The organism is Streptomyces asiaticus, assembly GCF_018138715.1.
Classification (GTDB): Bacteria; Actinomycetota; Actinomycetes; order Streptomycetales; family Streptomycetaceae; genus Streptomyces; species Streptomyces asiaticus.
The window spans coordinates 3,456,622-3,477,369 of record NZ_JAGSHX010000006.1 but is presented as its reverse complement, the minus strand read 5'-3'; the positions used below and the strand labels follow the sequence as shown (position 1 = coordinate 3,477,369).

Here is a 20,748-nt window from a genome sequence, read left to right as displayed (position 1 = left end):
GCGGGGTCCGGGGGGTCCGGGGTGGAACCCCGGAAGCTCCAGGATTCGTACCGCCGCGCCACGCGGCTCGTCACGCCGATGTCTTCCACACTCCGGCACGACGAGACCCGCGGAGGGCTCCCATGTCCCTTTTCTCTTCCCTCGGCTCCCTGTTGACCACCATGGCGGACGGACTCGATCCGCTCTTCGGCGCGTCCGCGGCGGCGGCCGCCATCGTTCTGTTCACGCTGTGCGTCCGCGCCGCGCTGCACCCCCTCGCCCGGGCCGCGGTGCGCGGCGAGAAGGCGCGGGCCGCGCTCGCGCCGAAGATCACGGAGCTGGGCCGCAAGCACCGGGACGACCCGGAGCGGATGCGGCGCGCCATGGCGGAGCTCCGGACGCAGGAGGGCGCGTCACCGCTGGCGGGGTGTCTGCCGACGCTCGTGCAGCTTCCGGTCTTCTTCGTCATGTACCACGTGTTCTCCACCGGCAGCGGCGCCGGGGACCTCCTCGACCACACGCTCGCCGGGGCCCCGCTCGGCGCCCACTGGGGCGGGGTGTTCAGCGGTGGGCCGGGGCTGGTCTACCTCGGGCTCTTCGCGCTGATCGCGGCCGTGGCCACCTGGACGTATCTCCGCACCCGTAAGGTGACCGTCCCCGGGGTGCCCGGGGTGCCCGGGGTGCCCGGGGTGCCCGGGGTGCCCGGGGTGCCCGGAGTGGCCCGGGCGCTGCCGCTGCTGTCGTTCGGCACCCTCTTCACCGCCGCCGTGGTCCCGCTGGCGGCGGCGCTCTACCTGGCGACCAGCACGACCTGGACGGCGGTGGAGCGGGCCCTGCTGCACCGCTGACGACGCCCCCCGTCGCGGTCACCCTTGAGACCGATGTCCCAGTCCGTGAACGAGGTCTTGCGGGCTGGACGCCCCTGAAGGGAGGATCAATCGGCCGGTAGGCGTCTCGCACCGGCCTGTGACCTCGGGAGTCTTGGGATGAAACTGCTGCGAGTCGGACCGGCGGGCGCGGAACGCCCCGCGCTGCTCGATCAGAACGGCACCCTGCGCGATCTGTCCGCCCTGGTCCCGGACATCGACGGTGCCCTCCTCGCCGATGAGGCCGCCCTCGCGCGGGTGCGCGCGGCGGCGGCCGCCGAGGGGGACGACGCGCTGCCCGCGATCGAGGACGGCGGGGTGCGGATCGGCCCGCCGCTCGGCCGGATCGGCAAGATCGTGTGCATCGGGCTGAACTACCACGACCACGCCACCGAGACCGGCGCGAGCATCCCCGAAGAGCCCATCGTCTTCATGAAGGCCCCGGACACGGTCGTCGGTCCGGAGGACACCGTCCTCGTCCCGCGCGGCAGCGTGAAGACCGACTGGGAGGTGGAGCTGGCCATCGTCATCGGCCGCACCGCCCGCTACCTCGACTCCGACGAGGCCGCCCTGGCCGCGGTCGCGGGCTATGCGGTGGCCCATGACGTCTCCGAGCGCGCCTTCCAGATCGAGCGCGGCGGCCAGTGGGACAAGGGCAAGAACTGCGAGACGTTCAACCCCCTGGGCCCCTGGCTGGTCACCGCCGACGAGGTCCCCGACCCGCAGGCCCTGGGCCTGCGCCTCTGGGTCAACGGCGAGCTCCAGCAGAACGGCAACACGGCGGACCAGATCTTCGGCGTGGCCCAGGTGGTCCGCTACCTCAGCCAGTTCATGACCCTCTACCCCGGCGATGTCATCAACACCGGCACCCCGGCGGGCGTGGCCATGGGCCGCCCCGAGCCCAAGCCGTATCTGCGCGCCGGGGATGTCGTCGAGCTCGAGATCGAGGGGCTGGGCCGCCAGCGCCAGGAGTTCAAGGACGCCTGACGCGCGACCGGAGGACACCACGTGGATGGGGGGGTGGGGCGGTCCCGCCGGGGCCGCCCCTCCCTCACCTCAGCCCTGGGCCGTCGACAGATAGCGCTCCAGCGCCTCCACCACCAGCGCGTGGTCCTCTGCCTGCGGCAGCCCCGAGACCGCGACCGCGCCGACGACGCCCGTGCCCGTCACATGGATCGGGAAGGCGCCCCCGTGCGCCGCGTACCGGTCGGGGTCGAGGCGCGAGGACTCCTCGAAGCTGCTGCCCTTGGCGCGGAAGCGGGTGCCGACCAGGAACGAGCTCGCCCCGTAGCGCTCCACGACCCGGCACTTGCGCTCCAGCCAGGCGTCATTGTCCGGGGAGGTGCCCGGCAGCGCACGGTGGAAGAGGCGCTGACCGGCCCGCTGGACGCCGATCGTCACGGCGGCGCCGCGCTCCTGGGCCAGGTCGGCGATGAGGCAGCCCAGCCGCCAGGCGTCGTCGTTGTCGAAGCGGGGCAGCCGCAGCCGGCGCTCCTGCTCCTCCAGCTCCGCCACCCGGGCTGTCGCGTCGGTGTGCTCGCTCATGCGGGGACCTCGATCCGGACGGTACGGCGCTCCGCGGCCGCCACCCGGGCCGCCTCCAGCACATGCAGGGTGGCCGCGGCCTCGGCGGCGGTGACCGGCGGCGGGGTGCCGTCGCGGAGGGCGGCGGCGACGGCGGCGTAGTACGCGGGGTAGTCGCCCCGGAGGGTCTCCACCGGAACGCCGCCACCGGTCGTCGGGGACTCTCCCGCGCCCAGCCGGCCCCAGTCGCCCTCCGGCTCGGCGCCCCATTCGACGGACGGTTCGCCTGGGCGCAGCCCCTCGCGCAGGGCGGCCTCCTGCGGGTCGAGGCCGTACTTCACATAGCCCGACTCGCTGCCCAGCACCCGGAAGCGCGGGCCGAGCTGGGCGGTGGTCGCGCTCATCCACAGATGGGAGCGGACCCCGCTGGTGTGGGTGAGGGCGATGAAGGTGTCGTCGTCGGTCTGCGCCCCGGGGCGGCGCACATCGGCCTCGGCGTAGACGGACTCGACCGGGCCGAAGAGGGTGAGCGCCTGGTCGACCAGATGGCTGCCCAGGTCGTACAGCAGCCCGCCGACCTCGGCCGGGTCGCCGGACTCCCGCCAGCCGCCCTTGAGTTGCGGCCGCCACCGCTCGAAGCGGGACTCGAAGCGCTGCACCTCGCCCAGCGCGCCCTCGGCGAGCAGCTTGCGGAGGGTGCGGAAGTCGTTGTCCCAGCGGCGGTTCTGGAAGACGGTCAGCAGCAGCCCGCGGGCCTCGGCGAGCGCGGCCAGCTCCTCGGCCTCGGCGGCGGTCGCGGCCAGCGGCTTGTCCACGACGGTCGGCAGCCCGGCCTCGAGGGCGGCGCGGGCGAGCGGGACATGGGTGCGGTTGGGGGAGGCGATGACGATCAGGTCCAGCTCATCCGCCCGGGCCCACAGCTCATCGGCGGAGTCCACGAGCCGGACGTCGGGGAACTCGGCGCGCGCCTGCCGCTGCCGCTCCGGACTGGAGGTGACGATGGTGTCGAGGACCAGTCCCTCGGTGGCCGCGATCAAGGGGGCGTGGAAGACGGATCCGGCCAGGCCGTAGCCGATCAGTCCCACGCGGGTGGTGCTGCTGTCATCGGTGGCATCCATGAAGCCCACTTTGGCAACAGTGTTGTCAAAGTGCAAGCGGTGGCCACAATGGAGGGGTGAACAGCACGATGTCCGGAGCGGCCGGGCCCGGAGCCAACCTGACCGCCCTGCGCAGCTATAACGCGGCACTCGTCCTGCGGCTGCTGCGGAACGCGGGCGAGGACGGCGTCAGCCGACCGGAGCTGGCCGGGCGCACCGGCCTCACCCCCCAGGCCGTCAGCAAGATCACGGCCCGGTTGAGGGCGGAGGGGCTGCTGGCGGAGGCCGGTCAGCGCGCCTCGACCGGCGGCAAACCGCCCACCGCGGTCCGGCTGGTCCCGGACGCCCGCCATGCGATCGGGCTCCAGCTCGACCGCGACGAGGTGACGGCGGTCCTGGTCGACCTCGCGGGGACCTCGGTCGCGGCCCGCTCGGCCCCCTTCGACTTCGGCGCGCCCGCGGAGGAGGCGCTCTCGGCGGCCACGGCCGAGGTCAGGGCGCTGCTGGCGGATGCGGCGGCCAGGGGTGTGGTGGGCGGCGGCGTCGCGGCGGGCGCTGGTGCCGACATCGCGGCGGGCGCTGGTGCCGACATCGCGGCGGGCGGCGGTAGCGCCCTGGGTGGCGGACTGCTCGGTGTCGGCGTCGCCGCGCCCGGACCCCTCGACCACGTCTCCGGCGTGCTGCACCGCGTCACCGGCTTCCCCCAGTGGGACGGCTTCCCGCTGCGCGACGCGCTCGCCGAGCGGCTCGCCCTCCCCGTCGTCCTCGACAAGGACACCAACGCCGCGGCGCTCGGGCTGGTGACCGCCGGGACCGCCGAGTCGGCCGCGTATCTCCACCTGGGCACCGGCCTGGGCGCCGGTCTGGTGCTCGGCGGGGATGTGTACCGGGGCGCGCGGACCGACGCGGGGGAGTTCGGGCACCAGGTGATACAGCTCGACGGGCCGCCCTGCGACTGCGGCAACAACGGCTGTCTGGAGGCGCTGTGCCTCGCCGCCGTCGCGCGTGGCGACCGTACGGAGGCCGCGCGGCTGCTCGGCATCGGCGCGACCAACCTCGTACGGCTCCTCGACATCGACCGGGTGCTCCTGGGCGGCCGGATGGTGCTGGCCGACCCCGAGCCGTACGTTCGCGGTGTGGCCACGATGATCGCCGAGGACTCCGTCCGCGCCAGCCGCCCCCCGGTCTCCGTGGACGTCGTGGAGCGGGGCGAGCGCGCCGTCGTCGAAGGCGCCGCCCGGCTGGTGCTCGCACCGCTGTTCGCACTGGGCTGATCGAGGGGGATCCTGACCGCCAGTCGGGGGCAATCCGGGCCTGGTGCGGTGTGTCGGCGTGCGAACGCGGAATGTAGCGGAGTGCTCGGGGAAAACCGCAGCACAGCAGAGGTCACTCATGCGCTTGCCCACCGCACTGTCCCTACGAGCTGTCCTTCCGGCGGCCGCGCTCGCGTTCGCCCCGGCCCTCTACGGGGTCCCGGCGTACGCCGCCGAGGCCGAGCCCGCCGCCTGCGGGGACCGGAACGCCTCCGACTTTCCCATCGAAGCCCATCTGCGCGGCGGGCCGGACCAGTACGCCCTGGGCGGCGGCTGGCGCGGCTGGCACCTCGAACTGCGCAACGCCACGGACACCGGCTGCCGCGCCATCCACCCCATCGCCGTCCTGGTCGACCAGGCCCGTCAACTGCGGCCCCGCCACATCGGCTTCGAGTTCCTGGACCCCGCCGCGGACGGCGGCGCCACCTGGCGGACCGTCTCCTTCCAGACCACGGACGAGGACGAGAACATCGGGGTCTTCGAAGACCACTTCAAGGGCTTCACCGTGCCCGCGCACAAGACCGTCGACGTCCAGGTGCGCACGCGCTTCACCGCGGACGCGCCCGAGGGGCCGGTGACGGCCAACGCGATCGCCGTGCAGCGGCGCGCGGACGACGGCGACTGGGTGGGGCAGTCGAACGACTACGTCTTCCGCATCGGCGGGGCGACGGCTACGGGTTCGGGTACGAGCACGGGTTCGGGCACGAGCACGGGTTCGGGTACGGGGTCGGGTACGGATACCGGTACCGCGGGCACTGGCACCGGCACCGGAACCGGCACCGGAACCAAGGACCCGGACGCCGGAACGCGTACGAGGGCTGCCACGCGCTCCGGCGGGCTTACGGAGACCGGGACGGATACCGGTGTCGGCGCCGGAGCCGCCACCGACGGGGACGACGAGACGAAGCCCGCTCCGGAGCCGACCACCCGTTCCAAGCGCCCCACGGCCACGTCGAGCCGAACGGCCGAGGAGACCAAGGAGACGGAGACCCCCTCGGTCGCGCCGAGCCGGAAGCCGAGCGCCACCAGAAGTCCCGGCGCGACCCATGAGGAGAGCAGCCCGGCCGCGGTGCCGCCCCGCGCCGACAGCGACGTTGATGCCGACACGGAGGCGGACGCCGACGTCGGCGCGGACACCGACGTCGACACCGATCCCGGCGCCGAGGAGGACGCGGGGACCGGAGCGGATACCGATACCGATACGGATACCGAGTTGGGCGCGGATGTCGGCACGGACATGGACACCGACCTCGGGGCGGGCACGGATACGGACACGGGCTCGGGCTCGGACCTGGGCTCGGACTCAGGCGCGGACGCCGATACGGGTACCGACACCGAGGCGGGTACTGACACCGGTACCGACACCGGCACCGGTACCGGCCTCGACGAGGGCCTGGACACCGGCACCGACACCGACCTCGGTACGGAGACCGATCCCGGCACCGACGTGGGGACCGACACCGGGCTGGGCACGGAGACCGACGACCCCGGCGCCGAGACCGACCTGGGCACCGAGACCGACCCCGGCACCGACACCGACCCCGGCACCGACACCGGACGCGAGCCCCAGGCCGAGCCCAGCACCGGCACCGGCGGTGACGGCCGTCACGAGGAGGACGGCGGCCACGAGCGCGAACACGAGCGGATTCCCGAACTCGCCGCGACGGGCCGTCACACCGCCCTGCTCGCGGGGCTCGGCGTCATCAGCGCCGCGCTCGTGACCTGCGGAACCGTCCTCGTGGTGAAGTCCAGGCGCTCGGGGGTCTGAACCCCGGCGCCCCGATGCCCTCACATCCGGCGCGGGTACGAACTACTGGCCCCGGGGCCCCTCGCCCCGGCGGCGCAGTTCGTCGTCGACCTTGTCCGAGCCGGACTGGATCTGCTCCGAGTACTTGCCGCCGGTCTTCTTGTCCGCGGTCTCGGCCCCCTTGCGAGCGCCCTTCCGAGCCTTGTCGGGGTTCTTGCTGATCGCGCCCTTGAGCTTGTCCATCATGCCCATCGTGGCCTCCTTACGGTCCGGCCTCACGGTCCGGCTCGTTCCACGGAGGGGCGGATTCCGCCCCTTCCCCAGGATCAGACACCTGTGCGGATCTGTCGCGCTGGGACGGAGCGCGAACGGACGGCGAACGGACCGTGCTCCCGGACACAGGGCGGTCTCCCCAGCGCTTTCCCCGGTTAGGCTGAGGTCGTCGCAGAGTCGATTCCGAGCGGAGAGCAACCAGTGGCAGAGCGCAAGCCGATCGAGTCATGGCTCACCGACATGGACGGTGTGCTGATGCACGAGGGCATACCGGTGCCCGGTGCCGACGCCTTCATCAAGCGGCTGCGCGAATCCGACACGCCCTTTCTGGTGCTCACCAACAACTCCATCTACACCCCGCGCGACCTCCATGCCCGGCTGTCCCGGATCGGGCTCGATGTGCCCGTGGCCAACATCTGGACGTCGGCGCTGGCCAGCGCCCAGTTCCTGGACGAGCAGCGCCCCGGCGGCACCGCGTATGTCATCGGCGAGGCGGGGCTGACCACCGCGCTGCACGACATCGGCTACGTTCTTACGGATGTCGAGCCGGACTATGTGGTGCTCGGCGAAACCCGTACGTACAGCTTCGAGGCGCTCACCAAGGCCATCCGGCTGATCAACGACGGCGCGCGGTTCATCGCCACCAACCCCGATGAGATCGGCCCCTCCGCGGAGGGCGCGCTGCCCGCCACCGGCTCCGTGGCCGCGCTGATCACCAAGGCCACCGGCCAGAAGCCCTACTTCGTCGGCAAGCCCAATCCGCTGATGATGCGGTCCGGGCTGAACGCGATCGGCGCCCACTCCGAGTCCAGCGCGATGATCGGCGACCGGATGGACACGGATGTGCGGGCCGGGCTCGAGGCCGGTATGGAGACCTTCCTGGTGCTCACCGGGGTGACCAAGGCGGGCGAGGTGGACCGGTACCCGTACCGCCCGTCCACGGTCGTGGAGTCCATCGCGGACCTCGTGGAACGCATCGCATGACCCACCGGTGAGCGTGGGCATGACCTGCTGGTGAGCGTCGGCATGACCCGCCGGTGAGCCCTGTGCCCCGGATGGCGCAGTAGGCGACCGCAGCGGATGCGGGGCCCTGCCGGGCGCGTGAGCCTCTTGGTATCGGGAGGTTTCACCATGCGCATTGTCGCACTCACTCTCTGTAGCGCAGCATGTGCCGCCGTCGCGGTGCTGACGGCCGCCGCTCCGGCCCTCGCCGAGCAGCGCCACTCCGCCACCACCACGATCCGGATCAGCCCACGGGCCCTCGCCCCCGGCGCCGAGGTCGAGGTCTGGGCCTTCGGCTGCCCGGACCGGGTGGCCACCGCCTCGTCCCCGGTGTTCGTGGACGACGCGGAGCTGACGCCCGAGGGGGACGCGCTCTTCAGCGAGGCGACGATCCGCTCTACGGCGGCCAAGGGGGCGCACCGGGTCACCCTCGACTGCGCGGGCGGCGGCCTTGTACGCGAGGACGGAACGGGCGCGGACGGCGCGGGCGGCGCGGCCGGGGAAGGGCAGGACGGCGCGGCCGGGGACGGGCAGGGCGGCGCGGACCGGGTCGCCCTCGCCGTGGAGCGCCCGCCCTCGCCCGTCGCCCCCGTCCGCGCCGGCGGGGGCGGCACCGCACCCGACGAGGCGCGGCCACGCGACGACATCGGCGCCGCGGAGGCGTACGGCCTGGTGCTCTCGGGCGGTACGGCCGTGGCCGTCGGCGGCCTCGCGGTCCACCGCCGCCGACATCCCTCCCGTACCGCGAGCTGATCGCCACGGATCTGGATACCGAGATGGACGGACACATGGACGGCATCGGGAATCGCTTCTCCGGCCTCGGGCGGCCGGCCATCGGACTCGCCTGGGCGGCACTGCTGCTGGGCCTGTGGATGTGGGGCCGCGACACGACGGAGGGGACGGGGGGTCCGGCGCCCATGACCGGGGACGTGGCCGCGGTCGGGCGGCCGTCCGCCCATCCGCTGCCCCCGGCGCACGCGCCGCTGGCCTCCGCCCGGCCCGAGCGGGTCGTGATCGAGGCGGCGGGGGTCCGCGCCCCTGTCGTCGCCAGCGGCCTCGACCGCGACGGAGCGGTGAAGCCCCCGCCCTTCAGCCGCCCCGGCACGGTCGGCTGGTACCGGGCCGGCCCCGAGCCCGGCTCCCCGGGCGCCGCCCTGCTGGTCGGCCACCTGGACACGAAGAGCAAACCGGCGGTCTTCCACGGGCTGAGCGACCTCAAGCGGGGGGAGCGGGTGCGGGTCGCGCGATCGGACGGGACGACGGCGGAGTTCACGGTCGAGCACGTCGAGGTGGTGCCGGAGAAGCACTTCGACGCGCGACGGGTGTACGGGTCGCGGTCCCATGACCGCGCGGAGCTGCGGCTGATCACGTGCGGGGGCACGTACAACCGCTCGACCCGGACGTACTCGGCGAACGTCGTCGTCTCGGCCTACCTGACCGGCACGACGGGCTCTCCGGGCAACGTGTCGGCAGGCAGCCGCAATGCGCCGCACTAGCCGGTGCGACGGCTGGGCGCCTGCGGCGGGCAAAGCCCCCACCCCGCCCCTTCCCGAAACTGGGGCTCTGCCCCAGACCCCGGGGTCCAGGGGCGGAGCCCCTGCCACGTGGTGGAGCCGCATATCGAAATGGAGCGGGAAGGGGCGGGGAGGGGAACAGCCCGCCGCAGGCGTCACAACCCGTCCCCGTACCCACACCAGCAGCCGCAGCCGTACGCGCGTGGTCTCCGTCGCCGGGGCGCTCCTGTCGTGTCTCGTGGTCTCCGGGTGTTTCGGGGCCTCGGAGGGGGACAGTGACCATGCCTCGGTCGCCCGGCAGCCCAGGCAGCGACCCAAGGCCACGATCCCCTATTGGGTGAATCCGGAGGGCAGCGCGGCGCGCCAGGTCGCGGCGTATCGGAAGAAGGGCGAGGACGGCGAGGCCAGGCTGATCGAGAAGATCGCTGAGCAGCCCGTCGCGGAGTGGCTGGGGGCGGGCGACCCGGAGGGGCGGGCGCGGGCGTTCACCGCGGCCGCGGATCAGGTGAACCGGGATGCGCTGCTGGTCTTCTACAACATCCCGCACCGCGACTGCGGGCAGTACTCCAAGGGCGGCGCGGCCGACGGCGACGCCTATCGCACCTGGCTGGACAAGGTGGTCCGGGCGATCGGCCACCGCCGGGCCACGGTCATCCTGGAGCCCGACGCGCTGCCCCATGTGGTGGACGGCTGTACGCCCAAGAAGTTCCACGAGGAGCGGTACGACGTACTGACCGGCGCTGTGGACAAGCTCAAGGGGCTGCCGCGCACCAAGGTCTATCTGGACGCCGGAAACCCCCACTGGATCAAGGACCCGCGGCGGATGGTCGAGCCGCTGAAGCGGGCCGGTATCCGTAAGGCCGACGGCTTCGCGCTGAACACCTCCAACTATCAGACGACCGAGGAGAACCGGGCGTACGGCAAGCGGCTGTCCGCGCTGCTCGGCGGCAAGCCCTTCGTGATCGACACCAGCCGTAACGGCAATGGCCCGGCCCCGGGCAAGAACGACCCGCAGGCGTGGTGCAACCCGAAGGGCCGGGCGCTGGGCGAGCGGCCGACCGTCGACACCGGGGACAAGCGGATCGACGCCTATCTGTGGATCAAGCGTCCGGGCGAGTCGGACGGCACCTGCAAGGGCGGTCCCACCGCGGGTCGGTGGTGGCCCCGGTACGCGCTCGATCTCGCCCGTAACGCCGACCGCAGAAGTAGCTAGCCGTCACTTCTTCGAAGTAGTCAGCCGTCACTTCTTCTTCGGGGCGGGCACCCTCACCCACACCGCCTTCGACGGCGTCCCCCGGTCGTCCACCGCGTTGAGCATGTACCACCCCGGCGGCACCACGGACGAGTCCTTCGGCAGGGTCACCGTCACCGCGTCCTTCGACCGGGTGAAGCCAAGGGCGATCGACCGCTGCTCGACATTGGTCACATGGGTGAAGGAGCCGGGCCGGAGCAGCCGCATCTTGGTGATCGCCGACGCATACGCGGTCCGGTAGGTGGTCTTCCCGCCGAGCTTGACCGTCCTGGGCGCGGTGTCGGTGAGCTTCGGCCGGGAGTCCCGGAAGAGATACGGCGGGGTGTAGAGGTCGATCTGCTGCTGGAACTCACCCGGCGTGGTGTTGGCCTTGTCGGCGAAGAGCGAGTCCGAGCCGAAGGTCATGACCCGGCCGTCCGGCAGGAGCAGCGCGCCCGAGTGGTAGTTGCGGCCCACCAGCGGATCGGCCACCGCGCGCGCGGTGTTGCTCTTCGGGTTGTAGAGCTCGGCCTTCAGCACATTGGTGGCGCCGCGCCCCCGGTAGTCGCCCGAGCCGTTCGTGGTCAGCACGGTGTCGTCGGGCAGGATCACACTGCTCGGATAGCGCACCTTCGCATACAGCTCCGGGCCATCGCGGAACCGCGGCTTCTCGGCGTGCAGATCGACGATCCGGGTCTTCGCCGAGGACTTGGGGTCCTCGCCGACCCCGCCGCCGCCCTGCACCATGTACCGCTGGTCCTGCGCGGGCGGCAGCAGCACCGACATCGACGTCTCCAGGGCGTCCGAGTCGCTGATGCCCGGGACCACATCGAACCGATTGGTCTTCAGATCCCAGATGCCGGGCGTGCGGCCCTTGTCGTCCGGGCCGTATCCGGCGTTGGAGCCGGTGTAGAAGATCCGGCCCTTGTCGGTCAGGAACAGCGCGGGGTAGGTCGGGAAGAAGCGCTTCTTGGACAGGTACTTCCACTTATTGGTCTTGGGGTCGTAGATCTCGTTCTTCCCCGGCACCACCTGGCCGATCTCGTCCAGCCCGGAGACCGCGAGCACCTTGCCGTCCTGGAGGGGGGTCAGGGTCGGGTACCAGCGGGCCTCGTTCATCGGGTCGACCGGGATATACCGCTCGGCGTCCGGGTCGAACTCATACGCCTGCTTGATGCCCTGGAAGTCCTTCTTGTCGAACGACAGCTTCTGCGCGATCCCGTAGAAGTTCCGCTTGTCCTTTCCCTTCAGCCCGGAGATCCGGTAATTGTCCTCGGTCCCGGTCTGGTACTTCTTTCCCTTGCGCAGCGCCTCCACATAGACCCGCGCCGTGCTCGCGGTGACGATGACCTTCCCCTTGCGATTCTTGCTCTTCTTCGCGCGCGGAACGAGAATCGGGTCCTTCGACTCGAAGGTCTTGCCGTTCTCCCTGCCCGTGAAGCGGGTCCCGGCGGGGAGGGTCTTCGGCTTGTCGGGGCTCTCGTTGTGGACGAACATCAGTCCGCCCGCCTTCTCGACATTTCCCCTGAGCTTCTCATAGCGCTGGGTGCCGCCCGCCACCAGCAGCTTTCCATCCGGGAGCTGGCTGTGCCCGGAACAGAAGAGGTCCTTGGGGGTGGGAATGTTGGTGAAGGTGTTCTTCTCCGGGTCCCACAGGACGCTGCGGAAGGATTTGGCGGCGAAGTTCTTGGCGTTGTTCCCGGAACCGGCCACCAGCAGCACCTTGCCGGTGTGCAGCAGAGCGGCGTGGATCGTATTGATCCGGTACGCCTCGGGGACATCGACCACATCCCAGTGGCCGTTCTCCGCCTTGTACTCCGGTTGGTTGATTTTGTACGCGTGGTACTTGTCCGAGCTGAAACGGTAGAGGGCCGGGCCGTTCATCCCGGCCAGCACGAAGATGGCCGCCGCACCGATCCCGAAGCGGCGGGTGCGGCGACTCGGTCGGTACTTCACTTCTTATCGTCCCCCAAGGGCGGGCACAAAACAGTCATTGTCGGATGACTGTGGCCGAAGTGGGACGAAGAGGCCAGCGACCCGCCGAAGGTGGCCGCGACCAGGCTCGGGCCCGGGTTACTCGCGATGCGCCGAACGCAGTCGGATGCGGATGTTGCCGAAGTGGTCGCGGATCGCCTCTTCGGCTCGCAGGGCGTCACCCGAGCGCACCGACTCCAGGATCTCCCGGTGCTGCTTGCAGGTGACCCGGGGGTCCGTGGGCACGTCCACGAGGTCGGTGCGCACCCGGTGGAAGGCGTCCCAGAACGCCTCCAGCACCTCGCTCAGCAGCGAGTTGTCCAGGCTCCCGTAGAGCGCGGCGTGAAACGACCGGTCCGTCTCGGCGCGCACCGAGCCCTCCGCCGCCTCCGCCTCCATCCGCCGCACGACCGCTTCCAGCTCGGCGAGATCCGCCTCCGGGATGCGGCCGGCCAGCCGCGCGATCAGCCCCGTCTCCACGGCCTCGCGCAGCTCGAGGAGTTCGAGCAGGCTGTCCTCGCCCCGGTAGTGCCCGGCGACGGTACGGAAGATCAACCCCTCGATCATCGGTGCCATCGACATCGGGCCGACGTACGTTCCGAAGCCGTGCCGGATCTCCACGATCCCCATCGCCTGGAGCGCCTTGAGCGCCTCCCGCACGGAGTTACGGCTGACGCCGAGAAGCTCCATCAGCTCGGTCTCGGTGGGCAGCGGGGCGCCCGAGGGGAGCCGCTGGTCGATGATCAGCCGCTTGATGCGTTCCTGTATGTGCGCCGCCACCGCCACCTCCGATCCGGACAGCTTAGCGGCGGCGGCACGAGCAGGTCAGATGTGTGCGATGAAGGCGGCCCAGGCTTCGGGGGAGACGGTGAGCCGACCCCCCTGGGGGGTTTTGGAGTCGCGGATGTGGACGGTATCGGGGCGTATCGCGACCTCGACGCACTCGCCGCCTCCGCCGCCGCTGTAGCTGCTCTTGAACCAGTCGAGTTCGGTGGTGCTGCTGCTCATAGCGCTCCTCGCATCTGCTCCAGCAGGCTCGTGGTGTCCTGAGGGCTCAGAGCCTGTGAGCGCAGTTTGCCATAGCGCTGGTGCATGGCACTGACGGCTTCCGGATCGGTGATCAGGATGCTGCTGCCGTGCCCTTCGATGTAGCCGAGCCAACGGTGTTCCATCGTTTCGGCCAGGCGCATCGATCCATCGGCACCAGAGTGATCCTCCTGCCGGAGCGGCATGATCTGGATCTCTACGTTGCGGCGCTGCTGCTGCTCAAGGAGGTGGTCGAGCAGGGCCCTGGTGATCTCTGAGCCGCCGAAGTGCCTTTCCAGGAGCGCCTGTTCGATGATGAAGCAGAACGAGGTGCTCGGCAGGTCCGTGAACAGCTGCTGCCTCGCTAGGCGTGCGATCACCTGCTGCTCGCACTCTTGCGTAGGGGTGTGCGGGAGGTAGCGGTCGAAGACGGTGCGGATGTACGGCTCGGGTTGAAGTAACCCCGGCACCACCGCGCAGTCGTACGCGAGGAGTGAGACGGCTTCCTCCTCGATCCCCGCCCAGTGCAGGACCCACGACGCGAGTCCGACCCTCCGCGTCAGACTGCGGTACGCCGCGCCCAGAACCCGCGCGGCCGGGGCGCCCAGGACCTCCTCCGTGCGCGGGATGAGTTCCTTGGGCGGGAAGCGCCTGCCCTGTTCCATCTTCGCGACGTACGTCGCCGAGTACCGGACCCGTGGGGCGAACTGCTCCTGCGTCAGCCCCGCCTCGTCCCGTAGCGCCTTCAGTACCGCGCCAAAGGTCTTGAGGCTCTCCGACGTTTCCGGTTCGCTGTCTTTTGTCATCCTCATATCGTCACGGGCGGTGACCAGTCCGGTCCAGGCGGTGAACTGGTACAAGCGAAACTGGGTGGGTGTCGTGCCTGGCAGGGGCCGCCGCTCGGCCGGGACGCTTCCGCCATGACCGCACCACAGGGCCAAGTGCCCGTCACCGTACGTACGTTCGCGCAGCGATTCTCCGCCACCCGGCGCGGTGCCCGGCTCGCCCGGCTGCTGGCCGTGCACCAGCTCACCGCGTGGGGGTTCACCCCGGGGGTGGGCGGCTATGACGCGGCGATCCTGGTCGTGGCCGAGCTCTCGGCCAACGCGGCGCTCCATGGGCGCGTACCGGGGCGGGACTTCGCGGTGCGGCTGGCGTACGACGAGCGGGGCGGCGTCCTGGAGATCGAGGTGAGCGACACCCATGAGAAGTGCCCCGTGCCGAAGGCGCCCACGTCGGAGGACGAGGAGGGGAGGGGGCTGATGCTGGTCGAGGCGGTGGCGGATCGCTGGGGCATCAGGGAGCGAAGGGGGCCGGGCAAGACCGTATGGGCGCGGATCACCGAGGCGAGGTGACTTTGAGCATGGGTCCGGGGGATGGGGGGCGGGGGCCTCGCCGCCGGCCGCCGGGCCGGTGGGTGCCGGTGTCGTGGCGGCTTCCGTGCCCGAGGGTCGGGGCCGATCCGGGGTGCGGGTCGACCGCCCCTCCGGGTACCCCTCCAAAAAACGCTTGATCTGAAGCAACTAATTTGTCAACCAGTTTCGAGAGGGGTACCCCACCCCCTGGCAGGCGGTCCGGCGACGGCCCCTGCCCCGGCAGGCCGTAGCCGCCACCGGCGCCCACACCCGGTCGCCCGGCGCCCGGCGACGCGGCCGCGCCCCCCACCCCCTGCCCCGCTGCTCACATGCGCCGAAGGCGCGAGACGGCGCCGCGCCCGACCGAGCCGCGCAACCCAACCCCCCTCGCCTCCCCTGGGGCGCGGCCCGGCGTGATCGACCGGCGCACCAGCCGCGCTCGACCCGGTCCGCACCACGGTGCGCCGGGGGTGGTGCCCTGGCATGTGATCCTCCGGTGCGGAAGATTCTGACGCGCCATCAATTCGGCACATCAATTCGGCACATTGCCGAATGAGTCGCACTGGAGGGGAACATGTCGCCTATTCGCATCTTTGTCGCAGCGGTCGCCGTCGCCGGGGTGCTCGCCGGTATGGGGGCCGGTACCGCGACGGCCGCCGTCAGCCGCTTCGACGACGGCAGCTTCGAGACGCCCACGGTGGCGGCCAATACGTTCGTGAACGTGACGTCCGGGCAGACCATCGGGCCCTGGAAGGTCACGGCCGGAAACGTGGACCACATCGGGGACGGCTTCTGGCAGGCGGCCGAGGGGGGCCAGTCCGTGGACCTCAACGGTCAGGGCGCCGGGACCGTGGAACAGACCTTCACCACGGTCCCGGGGAAGCGATACTCGGTGACGTACTCCCTGGCCGGCAACCCGGCGGGAGGCCCGACCGTGCGGACCGGGAAGGTGCTGGTGGACGGGCAGAACTTCCAGGACTTCAGCTTCGACGTCACGGGCAAGACGTTCGCGAACATGGGCTATGTGACCCGGGAGGTGACCTTCGTGGCACGCGGAACCTCCACGACGCTGGCGTTCGCCAGCACCAACGGCAGCGCCTACGGGCCGGTCATCGACGACGTCAGGGTCAGCGCCTGCACGCCCTGCCCCTCCTGCGACTGATCGCGACTGATCGCTGAGCGCGGCTGATCGCGGCTGATCCCGAGAGGGAGCCCTCGGTGCCCCCACGCGCCGGGGGCTCCCCGGTTCTTCGGAGAACTTCGGAACTTCGTCAGGCGGCCGCGCGCTGGCTGCGGGCCAAGGACGTCGCCGCCTTGCGGCGCCCCGGCGCGAGCACGTCGACCGGGGCGCCCGCACCGCTGCCCGGCGTCTCGCGCCAGCGGTCCAGCCGGGCCACGACCTCGGCCAGCCGCCGATCGCCGGGCCCGACGGCCAGGTAGAAGAGCGACTCGTCCGGCTTCCGGTCGTCGCCGCCCCAGCGGACCACGCCGTCGAGCTCGGCGAGGATGTCGCGGATCACGACCTCCTGCTGGGGGAAGAAGCCGCCCTTGACGCCGGGCGGGTAGTGGCCGGGCCGGATCCGGACGGCCGTACCGGACGCCTGGTTGCCCTCCGGCAGCCCCTTGCGGACCGAGCCGGGGCTGCGCCAGCCGATCACATCGCCCTTGCGGAGCTCGTCGATCTCGTAGTGGAAGCGGCGGATCACATGGACCAGTACGGCCTCCGGTGCGCCGATGCGGACGGTGACACCCTCCAGCGGGGTGCCGGGCACCGGACGGGACCAGATGGCTCCGCCGCCGTCGGCGACCTTCTCCATCTCCCAGCCGCTGGGGCTGGATCTGCCCGTCAGCACCCGGGCCCGGTTCGCCTGATAGCGGCGGTATGCCTTCCGGATCTCCTCGCCGGTGGGTGTCTTGGAGTGCGAGGACGCGGCGTACGCGGGTGTCGCCAGCAGCGCGGAACCGGGGAGGGAGGCCAGCGCGGCCGCGCCGAGCAGTGCGCCGGAGCGGGCGAGCAGCTGCCTACGGGATGGGTCGAACACGCTCATTCATCGTCCCCTCGTGACGGTGGGGCTGGTGGGCCGGTTCTGGTCGCGGGCCACGACGGATACGGCACCCGTGGCGATGGCCAGGACGAAGGCGATGCCCATGGCCGGGTTGACGTATCCGGGGACCGCGGCGTCGTAACTTCCGCCCTCGTCGATCCGGCAGGTGAAGCGAAGGGGAAGGTAGCTCGCCGAGTAGCGGTCGACCTGGGCCGCCTTCGCCTCCCCGCCCGCCTTGGCGCATGCCTCGCGCATGGTGTCGCTCTCCATGAACATCACATGGAGCGCGCCCCAGATGTACAGGGCGACGGTGGCGCAGACGGACAGCAGGGCGATCGCGCCGAGCCATTCGGCCGGGGTCTTCCGGCGGCCGGTGCGCTTGGCGATGCCGGAGCCGAGGAGGCCGATCAGGGTGAAGACGACGATGACCCCGATCAGGCAGATGAACAGCAGCAGGATCGAGTTGAGTCCGTCCGGCGAATCGGACGCCAGCGATGCCGGCGATGAAGGTGCTTCGTTCACCGCATCATCCTGTTGTACTTCTCGAAGATGTAGTAGAGCGGCATGCGCTTCTTGGCGTCGGTGAAGGCGGGTTCCTTCGGGCCCTGGTAGCGCCGCAGCACCTCGTAGATCTCCGACTCCTTGTAGTCCAGCGAGGGCCGGCGGATCGCCGTCTCCGCGTCGACGCTGCCCGGCTTGCCGTCGGCTCCCCAGATATGGGCGTGGCCGACGGAGGTGAGGGCGAAGTCGTTGTCCGTGCGGAGCTTGTCCCACACCGAGAAGACGTCGGAGTCCTTGTCCGGGTCCTTCGGGGTGCCGGTCACCAGACCGGTCCTGATGGAGTTGTTCCAGCAGAGCACGCCCACCAGCCCGAACATCTGGGCCACACCGGTGCTGCTGTCGCGCAGCGAGACCACCCCGGGCAGGTCCTTGGCCCAGTCCGGCACATAGCCGTTGTGATAGAGCCACACCCCGGCGTCCTTGACCAGGTCCTCGTTGCCGTAGTGCCGGAACTCCCAGAACGCCGTGGTCTGGATGAGCGCCTTCCGCATGCCGTAGGCCCGTGCCGTGTTCGTCACGGCGACATCCCCGGCGATGATCGTTTCCAGGCACTGGGTGGTGGTGTAGATCCGGCCGTCGTCCTCGGGGAAGCCGATGGATTGCATGTAGGTCTGGACGTCGGCGAGCAGCCCCGGGAAATAGGCCTGGTTGAAGAGGCTGTCCGGCATGGTCGCCACCGGGGGGTTGAACGACCCCTGTCCGGTGTCCAGGCCGGAGGCGATGTTGTTATCGATGTTGATCGAGCCGTCGCCGGAACCGATCGTCTTGGTGACGATCTGGTCGAAGGCCCAGTTGGGCGGCAGCGGATAGCCGTAGTTCCCGGAGAAGCCGCTGGACATGTCGGAGACGAAGCTCGCCGTGGCGTGGCCCGCCTCGGAGACCCGGATGCACACATTGCGCGGGCCGTAGACCCCGATCTTGTACCGGTTCCCGGCGATGGCCATGCCGTCCACGATGCCCTTGAAGTGCGGCAGGACATTGTCGGTGACCTCGTAGTCGTACGCGTCGAAGTCCACGGCGAAGAAGATCCGGGTGCCGTCCTTGAAGCCGTGGTCATCGGCCGCGTTCGCCGCCGCGATGGCCGCCGCGTTGCCCGCGGTGTAGTTGAAGCCCGAGGCGTCGCGGCCGAAGGTCTGATAGATCGGGAAGCACCGGAGCCCGTTGTCGGCGAGGGTCTGGAGCTCGCCGATCTGGATGGCCTTCTCGGGGAGATCGGTGGTGCTGGGGTTGGTGAGATAGCGGCCGATGTACTTGTACCCGGCGGCCTTCAGAGTGTTGGCGCGGGCCTGGGTGATCTTGGTGACGCCGTCGCACGCCTGGCCCTTGCGGTCCTGGTCGCCGTAGGAGACCAGCAGCGATGCCCAGGTGGAGTAGTCGCCCTTCCCGGTGACCGGGAGCTTGGCGAAATCCTGGAAGCTGTTCACCGCGGATTGCAGCGCCGATCCGAACGAGGAGCTGAACGGCACATTGGGCCGCTGGTTCAGGATCATCGCGGCGGAGAACAGCCGTACCCAGGTGCTGGTCTCGCCCGAGGCGACGGTGTGCTGCTTCAGCCCGGACTGGGTGCCGGGGCCGAAGTTCCCGTTGGCCACACCGTCGGCCATGCCGAGTTCGTACTGCACCGCCAGCAGCATGGACTTGGCGACGGTCCGCGAGTGGTGTCCGTCGCACGGGATGATGAAGTAGTCCTGACGCTTGACGTAGTTGGCGTTCAGATACTGCTGCACCGTGCGGATGCCGGCGCCGCCGTCCCCGGTGACGATGTAGGCGTCCATGGTGAGCAGCCCCTTGAAGACCTTGGGGGAGAGGCTGCCCGCCTCGAAGACGCCCGCCACACCCATGTCGGTCATCAGCTCGGTGAGCGAATTCGCCACCGTGGAGCTGAACACTCCGTCGATCCCGCCGCCGTTGTACCCCTTGCAGTACAGCCCCGACTGAATGATCTTCGTGAACTTGGTCGAGGGCGTCGTACTGGCGTTGAGCTTCGGGTACTTCGACTGGAGCGTGCTCAGGGTGGTGGGGCCGAAGCTGTCCGAGAGGCTGGTGATGCCCAGCTCGTACTGGAGCGCCCGGGTGAGCGCGTACATCACCGTCCAGCTCGTCTTCCCGTCGACCTCGAGCGCCGGAATGCCCAGCTTCCCGCCGTATGTGTCGTTGATGAACTGCTGCGCCCGCATGACCATGGCGTCGGCCATGACGTCTCCTTCAGTGCCGAGTGACGGGGGTCAGTTGCACGCGAAGACGTAGTCGGACTTGTAGTTGATGTAGAGGCTGCTGGAGGTCTTGCCCATCTTGGCGGTCACCGGGGCGCAGGCGATGCTGGAGACGTAGACCGGGCCGGCGTACTCGCTGAAGTTGCCCGAGTCGGTGTCGCAGCCGGTGCCGTCCACCTTGCAGACCTTGAGGTACATGTACTGCGAGGCGCCGTAGTTGTTGTCCAGGATCGCGCAGCCCTTGCCGCTGCCGTTGGTGTAGCTGAACAGCGTGGCCAGGCGCACGCTCGGGTCGGTGCCCTCGGGCAGCGGGATGGCCTTGTTCAGCGAGTAGCCGGTGCCGCACACGGTCGCGGCGGCCGCGGTGGGCCCGGGGTTGGCCTTGGCGAACGCCTTGGTCTCGGCCGACGCCAGCGGGGACACCTTGACGTCGGTCGCCGAGGGGCGCTCGGCGGCGGAGGCCTGGGGCGCGGTCAGCGTGAGAACGGCGGCCGCGGCGGCGGCGAGGGCGGCACCGACGGTGGATCTGAGGATCGTGGACATGGACGTACCCCTCCCGTGAAGGCTGATGAGAGAAAAGATCGCCGGGGCCTCTCCCCAAGGCCCGTACGCGGCGACAAGCGCTTTCCGCGCTGTGGTCGCACGGAAGATATTCACTGGTCGGGGCCTTGGACAAGGGGTCTAGACACGTCGGGAGAGCGGAGCCTGGCCTTCCGGCGATAGGCCGTCACGGAGGAAGTACGGGGTGCGTCCCCCATGAGGGGATAAAGCGACTCATGTGCAAGGAGCTCGGTATACAGAGGGTTGATATGTGTCCCTGGTCACTATCTCCGGACTCGGGGCGGCCGTCGGCGGCCGTGGCTCCAGGCGCTCGTGAAACACCGAAGGGCGCCCTCGGAAACCGAGAACGCCCAGGTCAGCGATATGGGTGCTGGTGCGCCGCCAGGGACTCGAACCCCGGACCCGCTGATTAAGAGTCAGCTGCTCTAACCAACTGAGCTAGCGGCGCCTGCTGACGCGGAAATCCT

At 70.4% G+C, this 20,748-nt stretch carries 21 protein-coding genes and 1 tRNA gene; 10 read left to right on the top strand and 12 right to left on the bottom strand.

Annotated elements, in window-relative coordinates; translation table 11 throughout:
- Positions 1-122: 122 nt before the first annotated feature.
- Together KHP12_RS22030 and KHP12_RS22025 are read left to right on the top strand one after the other, a co-directional pair.
- Positions 123-827 (top strand): YidC/Oxa1 family membrane protein insertase, encoded by a 705-nt coding sequence (locus tag KHP12_RS22030; protein ID WP_211833532.1) that lies wholly within the window; start codon positions 123-125, stop codon positions 825-827.
- Positions 828-965: 138 nt separating this feature from the next.
- On the top strand, positions 966-1,832 hold the full coding sequence (locus tag KHP12_RS22025; RefSeq protein WP_086885923.1) for a fumarylacetoacetate hydrolase family protein: 867 nt from the start codon (positions 966-968) through the stop codon (positions 1,830-1,832).
- A gap of 69 nt (positions 1,833-1,901) precedes the next feature.
- On the opposite strand, the gene KHP12_RS22020 is transcribed toward KHP12_RS22025, so the two are convergent.
- Complete coding sequence (locus tag KHP12_RS22020) at positions 1,902-2,390, bottom strand: heme-degrading domain-containing protein (protein ID WP_086885922.1); 489 nt, start codon at positions 2,388-2,390, stop codon at positions 1,902-1,904.
- On the bottom strand, positions 2,387-3,487 hold the full coding sequence (locus tag KHP12_RS22015) for a Gfo/Idh/MocA family protein (RefSeq protein ID WP_211833530.1): 1,101 nt from the start codon (positions 3,485-3,487) through the stop codon (positions 2,387-2,389). Before KHP12_RS22015 ends, KHP12_RS22020 begins: the two co-directional genes overlap by 4 nt.
- A gap of 68 nt (positions 3,488-3,555) precedes the next feature.
- Here KHP12_RS22015 and KHP12_RS22010 point away from each other — a divergent pair, with 68 nt between their 5' ends.
- On the top strand, positions 3,556-4,740 hold the full coding sequence (locus tag KHP12_RS22010; protein WP_086885921.1) for an ROK family transcriptional regulator: 1,185 nt from the start codon (positions 3,556-3,558) through the stop codon (positions 4,738-4,740).
- 124 nt (positions 4,741-4,864) lie between these two features.
- Positions 4,865-6,547: a hypothetical protein gene (locus KHP12_RS52455; RefSeq protein WP_211833528.1), complete on the top strand. Its 1,683-nt coding sequence runs from the start codon at positions 4,865-4,867 to the stop codon at positions 6,545-6,547.
- A 42-nt stretch (positions 6,548-6,589) separates the two neighbouring features.
- On the opposite strand, the gene KHP12_RS22000 is transcribed toward KHP12_RS52455, so the two are convergent.
- The gene (locus KHP12_RS22000; protein ID WP_020870990.1) at positions 6,590-6,778 is read right to left on the bottom strand and encodes an antitoxin; all 189 of its coding nucleotides are present in this window, start codon (positions 6,776-6,778) and stop codon (positions 6,590-6,592) included.
- Positions 6,779-7,000: 222 nt separating this feature from the next.
- On the opposite strand from KHP12_RS22000, the gene KHP12_RS21995 reads away from it, so the two are divergent.
- The 4 genes from KHP12_RS21995 to KHP12_RS21980 all read left to right on the top strand — a co-directional run bounded on the left by KHP12_RS21995 (position 7,001) and on the right by KHP12_RS21980 (position 10,528).
- On the top strand, positions 7,001-7,783 hold the full coding sequence (locus KHP12_RS21995; protein ID WP_086885920.1) for an HAD-IIA family hydrolase: 783 nt from the start codon (positions 7,001-7,003) through the stop codon (positions 7,781-7,783).
- Between the two features lie 147 nt (positions 7,784-7,930).
- On the top strand, positions 7,931-8,554 hold the full coding sequence (locus tag KHP12_RS21990) for a hypothetical protein (RefSeq protein ID WP_211833526.1): 624 nt from the start codon (positions 7,931-7,933) through the stop codon (positions 8,552-8,554).
- A gap of 23 nt (positions 8,555-8,577) precedes the next feature.
- Positions 8,578-9,297 (top strand): class F sortase, encoded by a 720-nt coding sequence (locus KHP12_RS21985; RefSeq protein WP_086886206.1) that lies wholly within the window; start codon positions 8,578-8,580, stop codon positions 9,295-9,297.
- Between the two features lie 220 nt (positions 9,298-9,517).
- The gene (locus tag KHP12_RS21980; RefSeq protein ID WP_086882815.1) at positions 9,518-10,528 is read left to right on the top strand and encodes a glycoside hydrolase family 6 protein; all 1,011 of its coding nucleotides are present in this window, start codon (positions 9,518-9,520) and stop codon (positions 10,526-10,528) included.
- Positions 10,529-10,555: 27 nt separating this feature from the next.
- On the opposite strand, the gene glxA is transcribed toward KHP12_RS21980, so the two are convergent.
- The 4 genes from glxA to KHP12_RS21960 all read right to left on the bottom strand — a co-directional run bounded on the left by glxA (position 10,556) and on the right by KHP12_RS21960 (position 14,358).
- Complete coding sequence (glxA, locus tag KHP12_RS21975; RefSeq protein WP_086882814.1) at positions 10,556-12,502, bottom strand: radical copper oxidase GlxA; 1,947 nt, start codon at positions 12,500-12,502, stop codon at positions 10,556-10,558.
- A 117-nt stretch (positions 12,503-12,619) separates the two neighbouring features.
- On the bottom strand, positions 12,620-13,300 hold the full coding sequence (locus tag KHP12_RS21970; protein ID WP_086882817.1) for a FadR/GntR family transcriptional regulator: 681 nt from the start codon (positions 13,298-13,300) through the stop codon (positions 12,620-12,622).
- A gap of 45 nt (positions 13,301-13,345) precedes the next feature.
- On the bottom strand, positions 13,346-13,528 hold the full coding sequence (locus tag KHP12_RS21965) for a DUF397 domain-containing protein (protein WP_086882813.1): 183 nt from the start codon (positions 13,526-13,528) through the stop codon (positions 13,346-13,348).
- Positions 13,525-14,358 (bottom strand): helix-turn-helix domain-containing protein, encoded by an 834-nt coding sequence (locus KHP12_RS21960; RefSeq protein ID WP_211834892.1) that lies wholly within the window; start codon positions 14,356-14,358, stop codon positions 13,525-13,527. Before KHP12_RS21960 ends, KHP12_RS21965 begins: the two co-directional genes overlap by 4 nt.
- Positions 14,359-14,466: 108 nt before the next feature.
- Here KHP12_RS21960 and KHP12_RS21955 point away from each other — a divergent pair, with 108 nt between their 5' ends.
- Positions 14,467-14,901 carry an ATP-binding protein gene (locus KHP12_RS21955; protein WP_210609344.1) on the top strand — a complete coding sequence of 145 codons (435 nt, stop codon included), beginning with the start codon at positions 14,467-14,469 and terminating at the stop codon, positions 14,899-14,901.
- Between the two features lie 574 nt (positions 14,902-15,475).
- Positions 15,476-16,063 (top strand): choice-of-anchor C family protein, encoded by a 588-nt coding sequence (locus tag KHP12_RS21950; RefSeq protein ID WP_086883412.1) that lies wholly within the window; start codon positions 15,476-15,478, stop codon positions 16,061-16,063.
- Positions 16,064-16,172: 109 nt separating this feature from the next.
- Here KHP12_RS21950 and KHP12_RS21945 read toward each other — a convergent pair whose 3' ends face one another.
- From KHP12_RS21945 to KHP12_RS21925, 5 genes are all read right to left on the bottom strand, one after another.
- Positions 16,173-16,949 (bottom strand): hypothetical protein, encoded by a 777-nt coding sequence (locus KHP12_RS21945; RefSeq protein WP_086883411.1) that lies wholly within the window; start codon positions 16,947-16,949, stop codon positions 16,173-16,175.
- Complete coding sequence (locus tag KHP12_RS21940; protein WP_086883410.1) at positions 16,950-17,468, bottom strand: hypothetical protein; 519 nt, start codon at positions 17,466-17,468, stop codon at positions 16,950-16,952.
- Positions 17,465-19,702: a glycoside hydrolase domain-containing protein gene (locus KHP12_RS21935; protein ID WP_086883409.1), complete on the bottom strand. Its 2,238-nt coding sequence runs from the start codon at positions 19,700-19,702 to the stop codon at positions 17,465-17,467. The genes KHP12_RS21940 and KHP12_RS21935 overlap by 4 nt, the downstream gene beginning before the upstream one ends.
- Before the next feature lie 30 nt (positions 19,703-19,732).
- Positions 19,733-20,263, bottom strand: a complete 531-nt coding sequence (locus tag KHP12_RS21930; protein WP_086883408.1) for a hypothetical protein — start codon at positions 20,261-20,263, stop codon at positions 19,733-19,735.
- A gap of 389 nt (positions 20,264-20,652) precedes the next feature.
- A tRNA-Lys gene (locus KHP12_RS21925) sits at positions 20,653-20,729 on the bottom strand.
- Between the last annotated feature and the right edge of the window lie 19 nt (positions 20,730-20,748).

Bases quoted from the DNA above. Each gene is read 5' to 3' on its own strand.
- KHP12_RS21990 (WP_211833526.1), top strand. From the start codon at position 7,931: ATGCGCATTGTCGCACTCACTCTCTGTAGCGCAGCATGTGCCGCCGTC.
- KHP12_RS21930 (WP_086883408.1), bottom strand. From the start codon at position 20,263: ATGTCCACGATCCTCAGATCCACCGTCGGTGCCGCCCTCGCCGCCGCC.
- KHP12_RS22025 (WP_086885923.1), top strand. From the start codon at position 966: ATGAAACTGCTGCGAGTCGGACCGGCGGGCGCGGAACGCCCCGCGCTG.
- KHP12_RS21950 (WP_086883412.1), top strand. From the start codon at position 15,476: ATGTCGCCTATTCGCATCTTTGTCGCAGCGGTCGCCGTCGCCGGGGTG.
- KHP12_RS22000 (WP_020870990.1), bottom strand. From the start codon at position 6,778: ATGGGCATGATGGACAAGCTCAAGGGCGCGATCAGCAAGAACCCCGAC.
- KHP12_RS22015 (WP_211833530.1), bottom strand. From the start codon at position 3,487: ATGGATGCCACCGATGACAGCAGCACCACCCGCGTGGGACTGATCGGC.
- KHP12_RS21960 (WP_211834892.1), bottom strand. From the start codon at position 14,358: ATGAGGATGACAAAAGACAGCGAACCGGAAACGTCGGAGAGCCTCAAG.
- KHP12_RS22020 (WP_086885922.1), bottom strand. From the start codon at position 2,390: ATGAGCGAGCACACCGACGCGACAGCCCGGGTGGCGGAGCTGGAGGAG.
- KHP12_RS21945 (WP_086883411.1), bottom strand. From the start codon at position 16,949: ATGAGCGTGTTCGACCCATCCCGTAGGCAGCTGCTCGCCCGCTCCGGC.
- KHP12_RS21965 (WP_086882813.1), bottom strand. From the start codon at position 13,528: ATGAGCAGCAGCACCACCGAACTCGACTGGTTCAAGAGCAGCTACAGC.
- KHP12_RS22030 (WP_211833532.1), top strand. From the start codon at position 123: ATGTCCCTTTTCTCTTCCCTCGGCTCCCTGTTGACCACCATGGCGGAC.
- KHP12_RS22010 (WP_086885921.1), top strand. From the start codon at position 3,556: ATGTCCGGAGCGGCCGGGCCCGGAGCCAACCTGACCGCCCTGCGCAGC.
- KHP12_RS21985 (WP_086886206.1), top strand. From the start codon at position 8,578: ATGGACGGACACATGGACGGCATCGGGAATCGCTTCTCCGGCCTCGGG.
- KHP12_RS21955 (WP_210609344.1), top strand. From the start codon at position 14,467: ATGACCGCACCACAGGGCCAAGTGCCCGTCACCGTACGTACGTTCGCG.
- KHP12_RS21935 (WP_086883409.1), bottom strand. From the start codon at position 19,702: ATGGCCGACGCCATGGTCATGCGGGCGCAGCAGTTCATCAACGACACA.